Annotated in this window: 13 protein-coding genes and 1 pseudogene; 11 read left to right on the top strand and 3 right to left on the bottom strand. The window is 55.6% G+C overall.

Annotation, left to right across the window (positions count from 1 at the left end; genetic code table 11):
• Positions 1 to 88: 88 nt before the first annotated feature.
• The 9 genes and pseudogenes from AC3WQH_RS07330 to cysC all read left to right on the top strand — a co-directional run.
• A pseudogene (locus AC3WQH_RS07330) lies at positions 89 to 550 on the top strand (transposase); the annotation flags it as partial.
• A gap of 341 nt (positions 551 to 891) precedes the next feature.
• On the top strand, positions 892 to 1,704 hold the full coding sequence (locus tag AC3WQH_RS07335) for a sirohydrochlorin chelatase (protein WP_327953639.1): 813 nt from the start codon (positions 892 to 894) through the stop codon (positions 1,702 to 1,704).
• Entirely contained in the window at positions 1,670 to 3,286 is a 1,617-nt protein-coding gene (locus AC3WQH_RS07340; RefSeq protein WP_005828399.1) for a nitrite/sulfite reductase, read from the top strand. The genes AC3WQH_RS07335 and AC3WQH_RS07340 overlap by 35 nt, the downstream gene beginning before the upstream one ends.
• Positions 3,287 to 3,344: 58 nt before the next feature.
• Positions 3,345 to 3,587 carry a DUF3906 family protein gene (locus AC3WQH_RS07345; RefSeq protein ID WP_005828400.1) on the top strand — a complete coding sequence of 81 codons (243 nt, stop codon included), beginning with the start codon at positions 3,345 to 3,347 and terminating at the stop codon, positions 3,585 to 3,587.
• A 51-nt stretch (positions 3,588 to 3,638) separates the two neighbouring features.
• A complete protein-coding gene (gene cobA, locus AC3WQH_RS07350) occupies positions 3,639 to 5,153 on the top strand; it encodes a uroporphyrinogen-III C-methyltransferase (RefSeq protein WP_492331966.1) in 1,515 nt (504 codons plus the stop codon).
• A gap of 34 nt (positions 5,154 to 5,187) precedes the next feature.
• Positions 5,188 to 6,273, top strand: a complete 1,086-nt coding sequence (gene cysP, locus AC3WQH_RS07355; protein ID WP_005828402.1) for a sulfate permease — start codon at positions 5,188 to 5,190, stop codon at positions 6,271 to 6,273.
• A complete protein-coding gene (locus AC3WQH_RS07360; protein WP_005828403.1) occupies positions 6,270 to 6,986 on the top strand; it encodes a phosphoadenylyl-sulfate reductase in 717 nt (238 codons plus the stop codon). Before cysP ends, AC3WQH_RS07360 begins: the two co-directional genes overlap by 4 nt.
• A 45-nt stretch (positions 6,987 to 7,031) precedes the next feature.
• Positions 7,032 to 8,174 carry a sulfate adenylyltransferase gene (gene sat, locus AC3WQH_RS07365; protein ID WP_007778883.1) on the top strand — a complete coding sequence of 381 codons (1,143 nt, stop codon included), beginning with the start codon at positions 7,032 to 7,034 and terminating at the stop codon, positions 8,172 to 8,174.
• A gap of 47 nt (positions 8,175 to 8,221) precedes the next feature.
• Entirely contained in the window at positions 8,222 to 8,851 is a 630-nt protein-coding gene (cysC, locus tag AC3WQH_RS07370) for an adenylyl-sulfate kinase (RefSeq protein ID WP_005828405.1), read from the top strand.
• A gap of 35 nt (positions 8,852 to 8,886) precedes the next feature.
• On the opposite strand, the gene AC3WQH_RS07375 is transcribed toward cysC, so the two are convergent.
• Positions 8,887 to 10,155: a hypothetical protein gene (locus AC3WQH_RS07375; protein ID WP_005828406.1), complete on the bottom strand. Its 1,269-nt coding sequence runs from the start codon at positions 10,153 to 10,155 to the stop codon at positions 8,887 to 8,889.
• A gap of 166 nt (positions 10,156 to 10,321) precedes the next feature.
• Between AC3WQH_RS07375 and AC3WQH_RS07380 the strand changes: the two genes are divergently transcribed.
• Entirely contained in the window at positions 10,322 to 13,981 is a 3,660-nt protein-coding gene (locus AC3WQH_RS07380) for a DNA translocase FtsK (protein ID WP_122953283.1), read from the top strand.
• A gap of 170 nt (positions 13,982 to 14,151) precedes the next feature.
• Here AC3WQH_RS07380 and AC3WQH_RS07385 read toward each other — a convergent pair whose 3' ends face one another.
• Positions 14,152 to 15,426 carry an MFS transporter gene (locus tag AC3WQH_RS07385; protein ID WP_492331967.1) on the bottom strand — a complete coding sequence of 425 codons (1,275 nt, stop codon included), beginning with the start codon at positions 15,424 to 15,426 and terminating at the stop codon, positions 14,152 to 14,154.
• 491 nt (positions 15,427 to 15,917) lie between these two features.
• On the opposite strand from AC3WQH_RS07385, the gene AC3WQH_RS07390 reads away from it, so the two are divergent.
• Complete coding sequence (locus tag AC3WQH_RS07390; protein ID WP_005828411.1) at positions 15,918 to 16,313, top strand: hypothetical protein; 396 nt, start codon at positions 15,918 to 15,920, stop codon at positions 16,311 to 16,313.
• A gap of 161 nt (positions 16,314 to 16,474) precedes the next feature.
• On the opposite strand, the gene AC3WQH_RS07395 is transcribed toward AC3WQH_RS07390, so the two are convergent.
• A complete protein-coding gene (locus tag AC3WQH_RS07395; RefSeq protein WP_492331968.1) occupies positions 16,475 to 18,013 on the bottom strand; it encodes a glycosyl hydrolase family 28-related protein in 1,539 nt (512 codons plus the stop codon).
• Positions 18,014 to 18,165: the final 152 nt, after the last annotated feature.

Here is an 18,165-nt window from a genome sequence, read left to right on the forward strand (position 1 = left end):
AGAGCTTTAAGATGTCAAAGTTAAAAAACAGAGAATGAGCGAGAAAACAGGAGAAAACATTACTTTATAGTGGGAGGTTCATTATGATGAGTTTGATTATCAGGCAGGCTCCTGGGATCGTCCAAGAAGAGTAGTCGTTCGGTATGAAAGACAAGCAACCGAACTTCTCTTTACCCATACTTTTATCGTAACAGACCTAACTGCTGACCCAAAAACGGTCTTCCGTCTTTACAAAAAACGCGGAGAAATGGAACTGTTTATTAAGGAAGCCAAAAATGATTTCGGTTGTAAATATACTAGCAGCCATGATTATACGGCCAACTGCGCAAGAATGATGACGGCCCTTGTTGCGTATAACTTGCATATCGCTACGAAAAACCTGTTCTTTTCTCCTGCCATCAAATCGTACCGAATGGGAACGTTTAGAAGCTTGATGATCAAAATAGGAGCGAAACTGACAAAATCTGGTCGATATCTTCATTTGAAGCTATCGAAATCCTTTGTCTACCAAGAGGAATTCTTCAAGACGCTCCGGATGATCCAATCCTAACATCCTATGACATCCTAAATTTTTGAAATTGCGTTACGTACAAAGGGATAAGTCTGCCTTTTTTCCATTCAAACGGTCATCTAAGAAGCGTTCTATAAGTCAAAAGATTCATTTCCGCCCTATATCCAAGTCAAAAACGCAATACATTCTTTAGAAGTAGTTGATTTCTACACATTGAGGTAGCTTTCATTCGATTGTGATGGTCTTATGAATAATCTAGGTTTCATCAAGATTTTTTTCAAGAAATAGGAATTGATTATTGACGGCGAAAAACATCCCCTTTATAATTCCGAGTAAACATATATGATTTACAAATTAGGTTTGGATAAGGGGTTTATCCGATGGCAAAAACAGCGGCTTTGGTAATCGCTCACGGTTCACCCGATCCCGACTGGCTGAGTCTCGTAGAGTCAGCCGTCAGGCAGTGCCAGAGCGAGCTGCCGACCCGGGTAGCGTATCTGGGGGGAGTAGAGGGGCGAAGCATCAGTGACGAATGGAAGCGTCTGGAGGCGTCCGGCGCGAAGCGGATCGTCGTAGTTCCCCTGTTTGCTTCGGCGGGGAGCAACCACGTGACAGAAATACGCGCGATGCTCGGACTGGAGCCGTGGCCCGCCTGGGAGACGGAGCAGGTGCGCATTCCGGTTCGCGCGCGGCTGCTCTGGTGTCCGCCGCTGGAAGATCATTCGCTGGTGGAGCAAATCGTAAGCCAGCGCATTCAGGAGCTGTCGAGCGATCCGCGCAAGGAAGCGCTGTTGCTCGTCGGCCACGGCAGCGATTTGCCGGGAGGCCAGGAGCGGTGGGAAAAGCTGTTGCGCCGGATGACGTTTCGCCTGCAAAACCGCTACGCCTTCCCCGCAGCCGGATATGCGACACTGCGGCCGGACACGTTGCGGGAACAAGCCCTGCTGCTTGCAGAAAAAGGAGATGTCCTCGTGCTGCCTCTGTTCGTCAGCCAGGGGTACTTCACCCGCAAGGCGATTCCGGCACGGCTGGCGGAGCTGCCGTACCGCTACAACGGCAGCGCGTACTTGCCTCACCCGCTGATTGCAGACTGGATTGGCCAATCCATTCGCACGGCACTTGTAACAGACCTCTTCACAAAAAGGAGCGTGTATGAGCATGGCAGAGAGAAAACAGTGGAAATGGGCAGATGATCCGTCCCTGAACAAAATGGAGCTGACCAAGCTGGAAAAAGACGGCCTGGACGTCATCGAAACAATCATCAATACCTACTCCAAAGAGGGCTTTGAATCGATTGAATCTTCTGATATGGACCGCTTCAAGTGGGCGGGAGTCTACCAGCAGCGTCCGAAAGACGGCCACTTCATGATGCGGGTGCGCATCCCCGGCGGAATCATGACCAGCGAGCAGGCGAGAGTGCTGGCGAAAATCGCCCAGGACTACGGCCGCGATCTCGTGGACGTGACGACGCGCCAGGCTGTCCAGTTTCACTGGCTGACGGTGGAGACGCTGGCCGATATTTTTGATCGGCTCGCTGCGGCCGGGCTTTCTTCGTTCGAAGCGTGCGGCGACTGTCCGCGGCAGATCATGGGCAATCCGCTGGCCGGAATCGATCCGCATGAAGTGCTGGATACACGTCCGATTGTGGCCGAGCTGGAAAAGTTTTTCCTGCTCAACCGCGACTTTTCCAACCTGCCGCGCAAATACAAGATGTCCATCTCCGCCAACGTCTACAACGCAGCCCACGCGCAAATCAACGACCTCGCCTTTACGCCCGCCAAAAAGCGCATCGCGGGCGAGGATGTAATCGGGTTCCACGTCTGGGTAGGCGGCGGCCTGTCGGCGAAGCCGTACTTGGCGAAGCAGCTTGACGTGTTCGTCCGGCCGGAAGAGGTCGTCAAGGTGGCAGCAGGCGTCACGACCTTGTTCCGCGACTTCGGCTATCGGCAGAAGCGGACGCATGCCCGCCTGAAATTTTTGGTGGCGGACTGGGGACCGGAAAAGTTCAAGGAAGAACTGGTCAAGCTGATCGGCGAGCTGGAAACGAGCGGAGAGGATTTGACGAAAGGCTGGAACGGCGGCTATTTTTACGGCTTGCACGAGCAGCGCCAGCCCGGCTACTACTATGCGGGACTGTCCGTTCCCGTCGGCCGGATGAACGCTGCCGAGCTGATCGAGCTGGCGCGCCTGGCCGATGAATACGGGGACGGCACGATCGGAGCCTGCAACACGCAAAACGTCCTCATTCGCAACATCGCCAAGGAAAAGGTGGCGGCATTCCGCGAAGAGCCGCTGATTGTGAACCGCTTCAAGCTAAAACCGAATACGTTTGTCGGCTATGCCGTCTCCTGCACAGGGACTGAGTATTGCAACCTGGCGATCGTGGAGACGAAAGAACGGATGCGCTCGCTCGCCCAATATTTGGACGACACCGTTGAACTGGATACGCCGCTGCGCATTCACATGATCGGCTGCCCGAACTCGTGCGGACAGCGGCAGATTGCCGATATCGGCCTGCAAGGGGCAAAAGTCAAGACGCCGGCGGGGATGGTCGAAGCGTTTGACATCCACGTTGGCGGCACGCTCGAAGAACCGCAATTCAACCGCAAGCTGAACGCGCGAGTGACCGTCGACAGGCTGGGAGCCTTCCTGGCGCAGTTGATTACGTTCTACAAGGAAGAGCGGCTGGAGGGCGAAGAGTACTGGCGCTACGTCGAGCGGGTCGGACTGGCACGCATCCAGGAGCAGGTCGACAGCATTTTGCAAACGGCGTAAAGAAGCCAAAGCCGGACAATAACCGATCACACCCGATCCAAGGAAATGAGGGACTACTATGGCAGAGGAACAAACCGAGAGCTACTTGTACAAACTGGAGGCCGTGCTCGAAGAAGGCCGACTCTTGACCGTGGTCGTGATTGCCAAAACGGACGAGCGCGCTTTTTCGTCCGCGGAAAACAATCTACTGCGGCACACCATCGCTCCGCCGAAAATCAAGGAGCTGAGCCTGGTGGAAAAGAAACCGCTCGGTCGGCAGGGAGTCGGCTACGTCGTCGAAACCTCCCGCTTCAGCCAGTAAGACGAAACAGCTTTTCGCGTTAGGGAAGGCAGCAAGGAGGACTGATCGAAAATGAACGCTGGCAGAGTCTTATTTGTAGGGGCTGGCCCTGGCGATCCGAAACTGCTCACCATTCGCGGGATGGAGGCGCTGCAAAAAGCCGACGTCGTCGTGTACGACCGACTGGCTAGCCCGCTGCTTCTCTCCCACGTCAAAAGGGACGCCCGGCTTGTTTACTGCGGCAAGGAAAGGGACCGCCACACACTGCCACAGGAAGAGATCAACCTCCTGTTGATTCGGGAAGCCAAGCGAGGAAAAACCGTGGTTCGCTTAAAAGGCGGGGACCCGAGCATGTTCGGGCGGGTAGGCGAGGAAGCGCAAATGTGCGTACAGCATGGCGTGCCGTACGAGATCGTGCCGGGGATCACCTCCGGCATGGCGGCCCCGCTGTATGCAGGGATTCCTTTAACCCACCGCGACTACAATTCCTCCGTTGCCTTTGTCACCGGGCATCTGTGCGACAAAAATGCCGGCAAGGAGCCGGACTGGGCAGCGCTGGCGCGGATGGAGACGCTCGTCATTTACATGGGCGTGAAAAACTTGCCGCACATCCAGGCGCAGCTTTTGGCCTGCGGAAAAAGCGGGGATACCCCTGTCGCGCTCGTCAGATGGGGCACGGTAGGAGAGCAGCAGACATTGGTCGGGTCGCTTGCGACGATTGACCGCGATGTCGCCAAAGCGGGCTTTTCCGCGCCGGCCATCATCGTCGTGGGCGAGGTCGTCCGGCTGCGCGAGCAACTCAACTGGTACGAATCGCGGCCGCTGTTCGGACAACGGGTGGCGCTTGCGGCCATTCCCGGAGCAGGCGGCAGCGACGCACTGGCGGGCAGGCTGGAGCAGCTCGGTGCAGAAGTCATCGCGATTCCGCTCGTGAAGCGCCCTTTGCTCGCTGTGGATGCTGCTGAATTTTCCGAGGACCTCACGGCATATGGCTGGATCGTGCTCGACGATGCGCAGCAGGCGGAGGCTTTTTTGGCAGAGCTGGGCAGACGGCGGTTTGACCTGCGGCGGCTGACGAGCAAGCTCGCTGTGCGCGGGAAGCAGGCGGCTTTGTTTCTGGAGAGCAGAGGACTGTACCCGGAGCGCGTTTTCGATCACGCGGCCACTCCTGCGGCTATGAGCAGGGAGCTTGCGCGAAACGGCGGGGAGCGGATTTTGCATGTGCGCGCCAAATGCGGGAGTACTCCTGCCCAGTCAGCAGCAGAGTTCCTCCATCTGCCAGCGGGAGGCGTCCTGGAGTGGGAGGAGACACACCCGGTCGTTCCTTGGATGAAAAAGCTGGCGTTTGACTGGTTTGCTGCCGCTGACGGGGAAGTTTTGCCTGCCCTGGCGGATTTTGCAGGAGCGGGTTGGGAGAGTGTGCCGCTTTTTTGCGCCGATGCGAAGACGCAGGAGGTGGCGAGACAAATGGGGTGGCGCGTCGTCATCGCCGAAGACGTGGAGAGCTTGGCCCGAGGAATCCATTCGCGAGAGCAGGTCGCCAGCGCAGCATGCAAGCTGTACGGCACCCCTTCTTTTCTTACGTAACAACAGATTGGCATGAAAGGAGGTAGTGCTCTTCGTGGATTGGAGTTACGTCGCCATCGCCATCGCCTTGTTTTTCGCCATGAATATTGGAGCCAGCGGGACCGCAGCCTCGATGGGGGCCGCGTACGGCAGCGGGGCAGTCAAAAACAAGCTGCTCGCCATGCTGCTCGTAGCCGTAGCGGCCTTGCTCGGGGCAGTGCTGGGCGGCGGCGAGGTCGTCAAGACGATCAGCGGGGGGATCATCCCTGCGAATCTGCTGACGATCGAAGCCGTTGTGATCGTTCTCGCTTCGGCCACGCTGACGCTTTTTGGGGCGAATCTGCTCGGGATTCCGCTCTCGACCAGCGAGGTGACAGTGGGGGCGATCGTGGGCGTGGGCCTAGCCTATCAGTCTTTGTTTGTCGGGCACATCCTCGTCATCCTGTTTTTTTGGGTCGTGGTCCCGGTGGCGGCCTTTATCGGGGCCTACGGGGCAGGCAAGCTGATTCGCCGCGTGGAGCGGCGCTGGCCGTCCTTGCAAAAGCCAGGCTCCAAAGGAGAGCGCTGGCTGACCTTTTTGCTCGTCGCCTGCGGTGTGTATGAAGCTTTTTCAGCGGGGATGAACAACGTAGCCAACGCTGTCGGCCCGCTCGTGGGAGCCGGACTGATGTCGACCGAAAACGGCGTGTGGCTCGGCGGACTGGCCGTCGCTGTCGGCTGTCTGCTCTTGGGAGGAAGAGTGCTGGAAACGAACGGCAAGAAAATTACCACCCTGTCGCTTTTGCAAGGAAGCGCGGTATCGGCTACAGGCGGTACGCTCGTCATCATCGCTTCGCTGTTCGGGATTCCCGTGCCGCTGACTCAAGCCACGACTTGCGCCATTTTAGGCGTAGGCACGTCGGAGCGAGGCTTCGTCTTGTGGCAAAAAGGAATTATCAAGCAGATCATCATGGTCTGGATCGTCTCGCCAGTTTCTTCGCTGGTCGTTTCGTTCGCCTTTGTCCATCTGTTCCTGCGTTCGGATTTGTACACGCTGGTCGTGCTCGCCAGTGTTTTCGTGGCGACGCTCGGCTTCGTGGGGCTGATCCGGCTGATTCGCAGGGAAAGCAGTTCCATCAACGATCAAGGAGGGGGCATATGAGCCGTCTACACTACGACACGGCGACAGCCGAGCAGCTCGCTGCGATCAACAAAAGTCTCGCCAAGGGAGATACCGTGGATGTCATCAAGTGGGCCTACGAGACGTTTGCCGACGATTTGGTCTATTCGTGCAGCTTTGGGGCAGAAGCGATGGTGCTCATCGACATGATAAGCGATGTAAAAAAAGACGCTCGCGTCACTTTTCTGGACACCCATCTGCATTTTCCCGAGACGTACGAATTGATCGAGAAAGTGCGTGCGCGCTACCCCGACTTGCAATTGACGATCAAGGAGCCACAGCTTTCGCTCGCCGAGCAGGCAGCGGAATACGGCGACGAGCTGTGGACAACCCAGCCCGATCTGTGTTGCCATCTGCGCAAAGTACAGCCGATGGAAAGCGTGCTGAAAGGGACGGTAGCCTGGATGTCAGGGCTGCGCAGGGAGCAGTCCGCGACGAGGGCGGACGTCCAGTTTGTCAATCGCGACGAGAAGTTTCAGTCGCTGAAAATTTGTCCGCTGATCCACTGGAAGGCAGATGAGGTGTGGCAGTACATCCGCGTGTTTGAATTGCCGTACAATGCCTTGCACGATCAAAGCTATCCGAGCATCGGCTGCGCGCCGTGCACGCGTCCGGTCAAAGCGGGCGAGGACGAGCGGGCGGGCCGCTGGGCGCATTTGGGCAAGACCGAGTGCGGGCTGCATCTCGCCAAGTAAGCGTGGGAAAAGAGAACAACGGATATGGATGAGGAGGGCTTGAATGTGAGTGGTAGCATCCCGCATGGAAACGTACTGGTAAACCGTTTTGATCCGACTGCCGACCTGTCGCGCGCGACGGGCGATGTCGAGCTGGACGCTTTTGCGCTGTCAGACCTGGAGCTGATCGCCATTGGAGGGTACAGCCCGATTCGCGGCTTTTTGGATCGCCATGACTACACATCCGTCGTCGAGCGGATGAGACTCGCGGACGGCACCGTCTGGAGCATTCCGATTACGCTCCCTGTTCCGGCGACCGTGGCAGGCGCGCTTCAGCCAGGAGATACCGTGCGTCTGGTCTATCAGAAAGAGGTGTACGGCTTGCTGGAGATTTCCGACATTTACTCGCCGGACAAACGGCAGGAAGCCCGGCTCGTGTACGGCACGGATGACGAAAATCACCCTGGGGTGAAAAAGCTGCTGGGCCGCCCCGATATTTACCTCGGCGGGCCGATTACTTTGGTCAAACGGGCTGACAAAGGGCCGTTTGCCGACTACCACTTTGACCCTGCCGAGACGAGAGCCGCATTCGCCGAAAAAGGCTGGAAGACGATCGTCGGCTTCCAGACGCGCAATCCTGTGCATCGCGCCCATGAATACATCCAGAAATCGGCGCTGGAGATCGTCGACGGCCTGTTTTTGAATCCGCTCGTCGGTGAGACGAAGGCAGATGACATCCCGGCCGATGTGCGGATGAACAGCTATCAGGTGCTTCTGGAAAAATACTACCCGGCTGATCGGGTCAAGCTGGCCGTCTTCCCTGCCGCCATGCGCTACGCCGGGCCGCGCGAAGCGATTTTCCACGCCTTGGTGCGCAAAAACTACGGCTGCACCCACTTTATCGTCGGCAGAGATCACGCGGGCGTCGGCAACTATTACGGTACATACGACGCGCAGCACATTTTCCGCCAGTTCCAGCCCGAAGAACTGGGGATCACGCCGCTGTTTTTTGAGAACAGCTTTTACTGCTCGACCTGCGGCAATATGGCATCAGCGAAAACGTGCCCGCACGGTTCAGAACATCATGTGGCGCTGTCGGGTACGAAGGTGCGGGAAATGCTGGCGCGCGGCGAAGCGCCGCCTCCTGAGTTCAGCCGTCCGGAAGTAGCGCGCGTGCTGATCGAAGGACTGCGGCCGATCTCGGTGTAACCGAGAAGGATGGAGTTTTTTTCAGGAAAAGAGAAAGGGGGACGCTCATGGCAAAGGAAGGAGTTGCCCACATCGTTTGGCATCCGACGACGGTGACGAAAGCAGATCGGCAGAGGCGGGCAGGGCACAAAAGCTGCGTCCTGTGGTTCACGGGGCTGTCTGGCGCCGGAAAATCGACGTTGGCCAATGCGGTTGAGCAGGAGCTGCATCAGCGGGGCCTGGCCAGCTACGTGCTCGACGGCGACAACATCCGCCACGGCTTGAACAAAGGGCTTGGCTTCGGAGAAGAAGACCGCAAAGAGAACATTCGCCGCATCGGCGAGGTAGCCAAACTGTTCGTGGATGCAGGCGTGATTGTGTTGACGGCATTCATTTCGCCCTATCGTTCGGATCGCGAACTGGCGCGCAGTCTGGTAGAGGCGGGAGAGTTTATCGAGGTGTACGTCAAATGCCCGCTGGAAGAGTGCGAGCGCCGGGACGTGAAGGGACTGTACGAAAAGGCGCGGCGCGGGGAAATCGGGCAGTTTACGGGAATCTCCGCTCCGTATGAGGAGCCGCTGCAGCCGGAGATTGTGGTGGAGAGCAGTGAACAGACGATTGAAGAGTCGGTTGCTGCCGTTCTGGCCTATCTGGAACAGGCGGGAATCCTCACCTATGAGAAAAAGCACGACGCGTAAATGCGCCGTGCTTTTTGTTTTGGCTGTGGATGGAATTAAGGGGTGGTTGTTTCCAATTCTTCCGCCCACTCGGCTTCCAGTTCTTTTTGCCATTTGAGATCGTCCAGCATGCTTTGCGCGAAGAGGCGCATGAAGCCTTTGTCGCTGAAGTTGTTGATCGCTTTTTCGTCTTTGTACAAGTCTTCTGCTGTCAGGCCAGCGTCTTTTGCCGGAACGTCGTACTTGGTCGCTTTTCCGAAGTTGTATGCGTATTGATCGGCGAACAGACCGATTGTCAGCGGTTGTTTCATTTCAGGCGCCTGGAAGGTTACGCTCAGGTCGCTCTTTTGGTGCACAGGCATTTTGTTTTTGTCTACGTAGAAGTCGAGGTTCCAAGCGAGGTTGTGGAAGCCTTCTTTTTTCATTTCTTCTACGATTTTTTCAGGCGTGTACACTTTGCCTGTTTCGTCCAGCCATGCTTTTGCTTCTTTCAAGCCTTCGGTGACGGTTGCTTCGGCGTTGGCGCGTTTTTCTGCCTCGGTCGTTTTGCCCATTTCCGGATACATTTCTTCGGTCAGGGAGTTGGTCAGAACCATCATGTCGATTGCGAACGCTTTTACGTCCTGGCTCGCTACCGCGTCGTTGGCTGTGAAGAAGAACATTTTCACCAGTTCTTTGGCGTCGATCTTCACCGTTACGTGAGTCGCTTCTACTTTTTCGCCGTTAGGCAGCGTGACGGTTTCGATGCCGAGGTTTTTCGCGTCAGCCAGCTTGTAGCCGTACTTGCCCACGTATTTTTTGATGAAGTCCAGCGTCAACTGGTTCATTTTGTCCTGGTATTCTTTCAGCTTGGCAGGGTTCACCTTGTCGTTTCCGTTCACGCCAGTGAGAGCGCCGGAAGCGTTCGCGTCGATCAGCAAGTATTTGCTGTCGAGCGGAGATTTTACGAATACTTTGTCATCGCTGACTACCAGCTCGACGGACGCTTTTTTGTCGCCAGTCCAGAGCTTGTTGTCGCGCAGTACCTTGTCGTCGTTCACTTCAAACTGAACCTTCGCATTTTTCAGATCGAGCTGGGATCCTTTTACAGTCACGCCCGCTTTCATGGCAGACAAGATCGCTTGTCCCTGTTTGTCCGGTGTCGCTTCCCCGAAAGCTTCCGGCAATTTGTCTACGTCGCCTGTCAGCTTCAAGGTTCCTTGGAAATCGTAGTTTGGTTTATCAATGGATGCCACGATAGAATCGCGCACCAGTGAAGCTTCACCAGCACATCCTGTCAGTACCAGCATCCCCGCGAGCAGCAGGGCGCTCCCCTTTTTCCACATGTGTGTTCCTCCCCTATGTATTTGTTTTTGTTCCCTCTATCTATTACGTCCAAAGAAAGAAAAGGTTTCGCAAATACGGAAAAAAATCACAATCGGCCTAAATCGCCGCTTGTTTCATGGTAAGATGAGAGGGAATAGATGGTTAGCAAAGAAAGGACGTTGCAGCATGTGGTTGTGGCTTCAAAAGCTGATGAAATTTTTTCAGGGCGAAGAAGAGCATGAAGAGACAGTGGAAGGGCGTCCAGCGGCAAGTCCCCCTGCAAGCCCCGCACCCCGTCAGCCCCAGGCGAAGACAAAAAGCATTTACCCGAAAGAACGGGTGAATAATCGCAATATAGACGATGTGCGTCCGCGCAGGGAGCGCCAGTTTCGCTTTCCTGTCGTGCCGGACGACTATTTGGAGAACAGGCGAAAAGAAAGAAGGAACCAGCAGGCAGCAGACGACGCCGTGCGCGCCCAGTCGGCTGCGCGCGAGCGGGGAGCGAGTGCGCGGGACACGCTTCGTCCGCGCGATGAACAGGTGCCGGAAAAGCAGGCGGAGACATTCGCAGACAGAAAGCCGGCTGTCTCTGCCGAGCACAAGCGCGACAGCCATCGTTGGCAGCCAGCCAGACAGACGGAAAGCGCGCAGCGCACTTCGCTGACGCCGCAGGAAAAGAAGGCGTACCGCCCGTCGGAGATCGTCTCGCCTGTTTACGGCAAGATCACCCCGTCTACACGCGAGGCGGAGCACCGCATCCACACAACAGGGGGAGTGGTGTATCCGCGACTGGAGCAGGAAGAGCATCTGCAGCAGATCAAGCAGTGGGAACAGGAAATTAGCGAGCGGTATTTTCCTGAGCAGAAAACGGTGGCGCAGGATAGGGAGACTGACGGAAATGCCAGCGGCGGCAAATCCGTCATTGAGATGGATGGAAAAGCGGAGAGCGGCAACGGGCAGGCGGATCGTACCGCCCGGTCGTTTGAGCGGCAAGCGGACGTGGTGGCGGAAGCCGAAGCGCAAGCGGCCGCTGCGGCAGTTGTGGAATCAGAGCAAGATGCGTTGGACAAGCCTGCGGTGCAGTTCCGGGAGTTGGGGGGCGCAGAGCAGGAGCGTGTCCGCCTGCGGCAAGAAGCGGAGTCGCTTGCGGTTGGGGAGACAGGAGTTGTGGAAGGAGAAAGTCGTGTCTTTGTGCAGGATAGGGCTGTTACGGAAAAGCTGTATGGGCGCGCAGAGCGCGTAGAGGTAGAAGAAGTGAAAACGGGTGAAGCCGTGTCAGCCAAGGGTGAGGAACCAGCGCTTCAAGGTGGCAGTGTGGCAGGCGCAACAAGTGGAGCGAGGGCCGCGGCCGATTTTGGCAGCGCGAGTGAGCAGTGTGGCGAAGTAGTGGGTGGTTTGGAAAATGGGGCCGAGTTGCTGGAAGGAGAAGCAATGGCAGCGGCCGGAGTGAGAGGTGTGACGGGAGCCGCGGCAACTGGTGGAGCGATGGAGGCAGTGGGAGCAGTGGAAACTGCTGGAGCTGCGGAGACTGCTGGAGCTGCCGGAACAGTTGGCGCAACGGGAACTGCTGGTGCAACAGAAACAGTTGGCGCAGCGGACGACGTTGGCGAACCGGAAACAACCGGGGCAGCGCAAATAGCCAGATCGACCGAAACGGTTGGAGCATCCGAAATAACGGAAGCAGTTGAAGCAGCGGCAGAAACAGCGAAAGAACCCGAAGCGACTGTGGAAATGGTCCCTGAGCTGCACGAAGCGGAAGCAAGTGGGGAGACTTCCCCTCTCATAGCACCCGAGTCCCCGCTGGGGGCACGCCGAGAAGCGGCACTCCCATCGCGGCCAGAGCAGCAAGCAGAGCAACCAAACGATTCGGAGCGACCAACCTATCCGGAGCAACCGAGCCAAACCGCAACACAGCAAATGCTGGTCGCAGCGCTTGGCGACGTTGTGCGCACTGGGATCGAGCAAGGCATAACGGCTGCCTACGAGCGCATTCAGGAAGGCGAAGCCGCCCAACCTGCTGTTCCGTCCGGCGGCAGCGACACGGTCCGGCCAATCAACAGCGACAATGTGCCCGTTTCCGCTGAAGAAGAAAAGCAGGCGCCAGCCTACACATACGACGTCAATCGCCTGCTGGCGCGGGCCATGCCGGATGCCGAGGTGGAAGCTTCTGCTGCGGCGCAGGCGGCGAGTTCGGTTTCCGAGGCTGCTGCCCCAGACGCTTTGCAGGCACAGATCGCAAGGCCGTTACCGCCAGTGACCGAACTGCCAAGCGCCGGGCAAAAAGATGAGGGCACAGCGCAGCCAGCGCCTGGATTGGTGACGCCAAGTGCGCCAGGTACAGCAAGTACTCCAAGCGCCCCAGGTGCGGCAACCACACCATCCCCCGGCCCTCACTCTCAGCCGCAGCCACCAGCCGCAGCGGATAGCCAGGAGCCGCCGTATTGCCTGCCGACGCTTGCGCTGCTCAATCCGAGCCCGCCGATAAGCGATGACGACGATGAGCATACGCAACTGCAAAAGCTGCTTTTGGAAGAGACTTTATCCAACTTCAACGTCAGCGCGAGCGTCGTCGGCATCGTCAAAGGCCCGTCTGTCACGCGCTTCGAGTTGCAGCCGGCCCCAGGGGTGAAGGTGAACAAAATTACCAGTCTGATCGACGACATCAAGCTGAATCTGGCAGCCAAGGACATTCGCATCGAGGCGCCGATTCCAGGCCGCAACGCCATCGGGATCGAGGTGCCGAACTTGGCGAGCCGGCCCGTGCTGATCGAGAAAATCATCGGCTCGGAAAAATTTCAGCAGCATCCATCGCCATTGGCCGTGGCGCTTGGCATGGACATCGGCGGCGAGCCGATTATTGCCGATATCAAAAAAATGCCGCACGGCCTGATCGCAGGCTCGACCGGATCGGGGAAAAGCGTCTGCATCAACTCGATCATTGTCAGCCTGCTGTACAAGGCGACGCCGGAGCAAGTCAGACTGCTGTTGATCGACCCGAAAATGGTCGAGCTGGCACCGTACAACCATTTGCCGCATCTCGTGACGCCTGTGGTGACGGAGGCCAAGCAGGCGACAGCGGCGCTGAAATGGGCCGTCGAGGAAATGGAAAAGCGCTACGCTTTGTTCGTCGACGCAGGTGTGCGGGATATTGACCGCTACAACCAGACGACAGACGACCAGTTGCCGTATATCGTCATCATCATCGACGAGCTGGCAGACCTGATGATGGTTTCTCCGCAAGACGTGGAGGACTGCATCATCCGGATCGCGCAAAAGGCACGCGCCTGCGGCATTCACTTGTTGCTCGCGACCCAGCGCCCGTCCGTGGACGTCATCACGGGCAATATCAAGGCAAACGTGCCGACGCGCCTGGCGTTTGCCGTATTCTCCCAGGTCGACTCGCGCACGATTCTCGACCAGTCCGGGGCAGAACGATTGCTGGGCAGAGGGGACATGCTGTTTCTGGAGAGCGGCACGACGCCTGTGCGCTTGCAGGGCAACTTTGTTTCCGACGACGAGATCGAAAGAATTACGCAGACGATCAAGAAGCAGCGAAAGCCGGCGTACCTTTTCAGCAAGGAAGACCTGGAGCAGCAGGTGCAATCCTACGATGTGGGCGACGATCCGCTGTACATGGAGGCGCTCCTGTTTGTGGCGGAACAAGGCCAGGCTTCGGCATCGGGACTGCAGCGCCGCTTCCGGGTCGGCTACAACCGCGCAGCGCGCCTGATCGAAATGATGGAGGCAGACGGCTACGTCGCCGGACAGAGCGGAGGCAAGGCGCGGGCGGTGCTCATCACGCGCGAGGACGCGCAAGCAGTGGTGGACGGCTCGACTTTGCTGTAAAGAAGAAAGGTCAAGGAAGCAAAAAAGCTTGCCCAGGGCGGCAAGCTTTTTTGTCCATAAGTTTAAGAATGGATAAGATTCTGATCCAACTCATCCAGTATAAGGCCAACTTGGCTGGACCCACGGCTTGGGGCAGCCAAGTTTTCCAATAGCCGGATCGTATTTTACCGTTAGGATGGAACTTCGTACTTTTCTTCTTTCGTTTGTACGAATGAAGGGATTGTAAAAAGATATAGCATCCCTAAAAGCAGCATTGCTCCGCCAACGACGCCAAAGAGCATTTCAATGCGAAGCATAGACGGGAAAGTCCAAGCAATAAAGGCCAGAGACAGTGACTGAAACAAACTCGATACGGGGTCAAGAATCCCCCGAAATCTTCCCATCATGTTCGGATTCACCATTTGCGGTATCCATCCATAAAAAGAAATGTTAATAAACGCCACAGCAACGGAAAAGAAAAAGTGAAAAATCAAGAATAGAACAATCGTAGGGGACAAGCCTGCGAGGATGACGAAGATTCCCGAGAAAATCAGGCTGAAAGTCAATACCATGTACAGTTTGATTCTCTTCGTAACTTTGGGGCTTAGCGCACTTCCCAGCAAGATGCCGATTCCGAAAACGATCGTTTCGATTACGGACATTTCCTCGTAGAAATGGGGAGACAGTTTGTATTTCATGATAAAAATAGGAATGATTCCTATTCCTCCATTGACTACTCCCAGTATGGCAGAACCAAGCGTTAGCAGCAGCAACACCCGATCGTAAACAATGTATTTTACCCCCTCAATAAAATCCGTGAACAGTGCTTTAATTGTATGTAGTCCTTTCCAATCGGTGCTCCCGTTCGGTTTCCGAACAGATAGCTCGATTTTGCACGAATAAATGAGCATGGCTGAAATCAACAAGCAGATGAAGTCCAGCAAAAATGCACCTTGGACTCCCAAATTCCAATAGACTACCGCGCCGATCCCACTCCCGAAAAGCAAAAATACACTTCCGAGCATAGAGTTTAATCCAGCGGCAAGGGGATATTCTTCTTTTGATAGTACGCCTTGAATGATTGCACTTTGGGCGGGAGGAAAAAATTTCCCTACAGCACTTCGGAGAAAAATGGCTAAAAAAATGAAGGCAAGCGAATTGTACCAAATGCAAATCATTAGACATACAGTGAGAAATGCGCGAATCAGATCGCAATGGACCGCTATTTTCTGACGGTCAAAGCGATCCGCAAAAACGCCGATAAACAGAAAAACGACCAATGCGGGTGCGGCATGCATCATGTCTTTCATGGTAGTGTAGTACGGTTGTTGGCTAAATTTATCAAGCAAATAAAATGTGATCGCCATAATCCCGATGACATTTCCCAGTTGCGAAGTAAATTCTGCGAGAAAAAGTTTCAAATAGTTTGCGTTTCTGAAAAGGTGGAAGACGTTATTTGGACCCATCCATATCGAATCCCTTCAGCATTGTCCGTTTGTATCCCGACACCTATTGATTTTATTTTCGTTATTTTCGAAAAAACGTTTTCAATCGTGTGGTATAGTTATCGGATTCTATTAAGAAAATATTTACAACTATGTTTATTGTTTGCTAAAACTATCAAAAAAACAACACTTTCCAGCAATTCGAACATAGAAAATTGCCTCCGTCCGGGAACGATGGCAGTTCATCACAACCAACGGCTGCCGTGTTCATGAAAATAGGGTGTCTCTATTGTGGATCAGCTTCATCCCAAAACATAGGAGGGAGCGCGTCGCTTTGGACAGTTCAAAGCAGTCCGTGACATGAAGGGGCACGCGTGCCATCCCGCTGTCACGCGGATATCGGGGGAGCAGGAGGAATATTCAACATTTTCTGTCAAATTCGTTGCCGAAATATTCGGCAGCATATATGCTATAGGATAGATTGTGGCGATAGCTGGAAGGGGACCAAGACAATGAATCCGCTTGCAAAAAAGTATCAGCAAATCGATGACCAGATCGTGTTGTTCAACGAGGAGTATTACTTGAGCGTGGAGAAACTCGACATTTCCTCCCTGACACAAGAAACGAGGGAAGCGTTGTTCAACCACCTCTACGATTTCGACAGCAGCGATATGGAGCTGGAAATCGACGTGTCCGAGGAAGATAAAGGAGTTTGGTACCTGCAATTGCTCGTGCCGCACGTGTTGACGTTGCCCGAAGCGGCGAAAAGGCGCATCGGGCAAGGCGCGGAGCAGCTTGCCCAGCATCTGGCGGGACGGGTGGGAGCACTCGGTCAGGTACGTCTGCAAAACGACGAAATCTACGAATACGTGAAGCGGTACAATCCGGATTTGGAGCGGATCGCCTAGTAAAAAACATCTCTTCTGCCCTGTGCGCAAGCAGGGAGGAGAGATGTTTTTTTTGTGCAGATAAGCATGCAACAGCTTCTTAACCAGTAGGCGTACAACGAAGGCTCCGCCAAATGGCTTGGCGCCGGCACGTTTTGCAAGGGAAAGTCAGAAAGTCGGGGTTAGCTTTTCGCGGTCTTGGTCGCCAGCCACGTGCAGGCGGTCTTGTTTGTCGTGGTCGCGATCCACTCGCACGGCTGCCCGTTGACAGGCGTTATCAGCCGGAGTGTGTCGCCTTTGATCCCGCCGTATTTCACCGATGAGCTGGGAGGCGTGCTGGCGTAGACGATTCGCTCGTTCATCGCCACGCTGGGGAGATAGGAAGAGTTGTCAGAGCTGTAACCGCTCGTCAGACTGATGGGGACAGGCACGTTTTTCATAGAGAGCGTAATTTTGTCTGCGGTTTTGTGGTAGAACATCTTTCCGCTGACCTGGCTGAAGTCTCCGCCGTCTACGGTGAGAAAAAGCGGATAGGAGCCGGAGCCATACAGGGAGATGACATGATTGGAGCCGGAGTAGCGGTTGTTTTCCAAATAAACATGCCCGCAGCGGTTCAAAAACAGGTTTTGCCTGAGCCGCGTATCGAACGAACAGTTGCGGACGGTAATAACTCTCTCGGACGGGACATCCCACGGATCGACGCTGAGCGCGTAGCCGTCAATGACAGCGGCGGTATCTGCTGCCTCAAAGCTGCAACCGTCGAACACTAGGCCGACGTTGTCGTAGTCGACGGAAAGGCCGCTGCCAACCGTCCTGGCCGCTTCTTGCGCGGTCGTGTGCAGGACCCATTTGCAGTGGGCGAACGTCATGTTCCGCATGAAATTGACGCGGTTTTTTTGATCGGCAGCGGTGTAAAAGGTGGAGGCGCTGATCGTGCCCGTCAAACAGCTCAGGCTGAAGCTCGCCATGGAAACGAGCTGGCTCGCCTGCACGACAATCGGCGCAGACGTATGTCCCTCCAGATCAAGCTGCTGCCGACAGTGGACATTGCTCAGGTTCACCAGCATCGGACGGCTGCCGTCGTAGGCTTCGTTCAGTTCGACTTCAAAGCGGTCGCATAGTACATTGGCGGCGTTCAGCCGTTCCAGGCCGCCCGTTACGGTAATGTCCGAGCGGGTGCGCGTCCGGCTGTCGCTGTAAAAATCGCTGATGGAAACCGAGCGGACGTAGCAGTTCGCCTCCCCGGCGAAGTAAAAATGGTCGGCGACCCCGTCCGTGCACCAGATGTTTTGCAGCAGCACGTAGTTGAGATAGCTGCCAGGCCCGTCGCCGCGAATGTAAAAGTCGGCGGAGTGCTCGTAGGCGTACGGGTCTTGCGGCACAGGATTTTCGCGCGCATTGGAGTCGATTTTCAGATTGGACACGACGAACGAATCAGCGTCCCCGCCCGCAGAGGTGATCGAAAACAGCCACCGCCAGTCTGCCGCAGTAGAATTGGCCTTTCGCTTCAAAACGGAAAAAGGACCGGCGCCCTGCATCACCAGGCTTTTGCCTTTTTCTAGTGTGACGGCCAGTCTCATAGGTTCAATGACGTAGGTCCCGGGCGGTAAATACAACGGAAGTTGCTGCTGGACCGCGGCTGCCAGAGCGGCCGAAAGCGCTTGCGTATCATCGCTCACCCCGTCTCCCCTTGCGCCATACGTCTTCACATCAAGCATCATGCACCCATTCCCTCCATCTCGTCAATTCGACAACACAAGATTGTCTTTCTTTCATTTCATTCAAAAACGAAAAAATGTTGACAACCATTTTGCAAAAAAGGTGACCGTTTGCCCAGGGCGTGTGCAAGTCGTCCTGCGACCTCTTTCATCCT

The organism is Brevibacillus sp. FW301-21C12A, assembly GCF_058788915.1.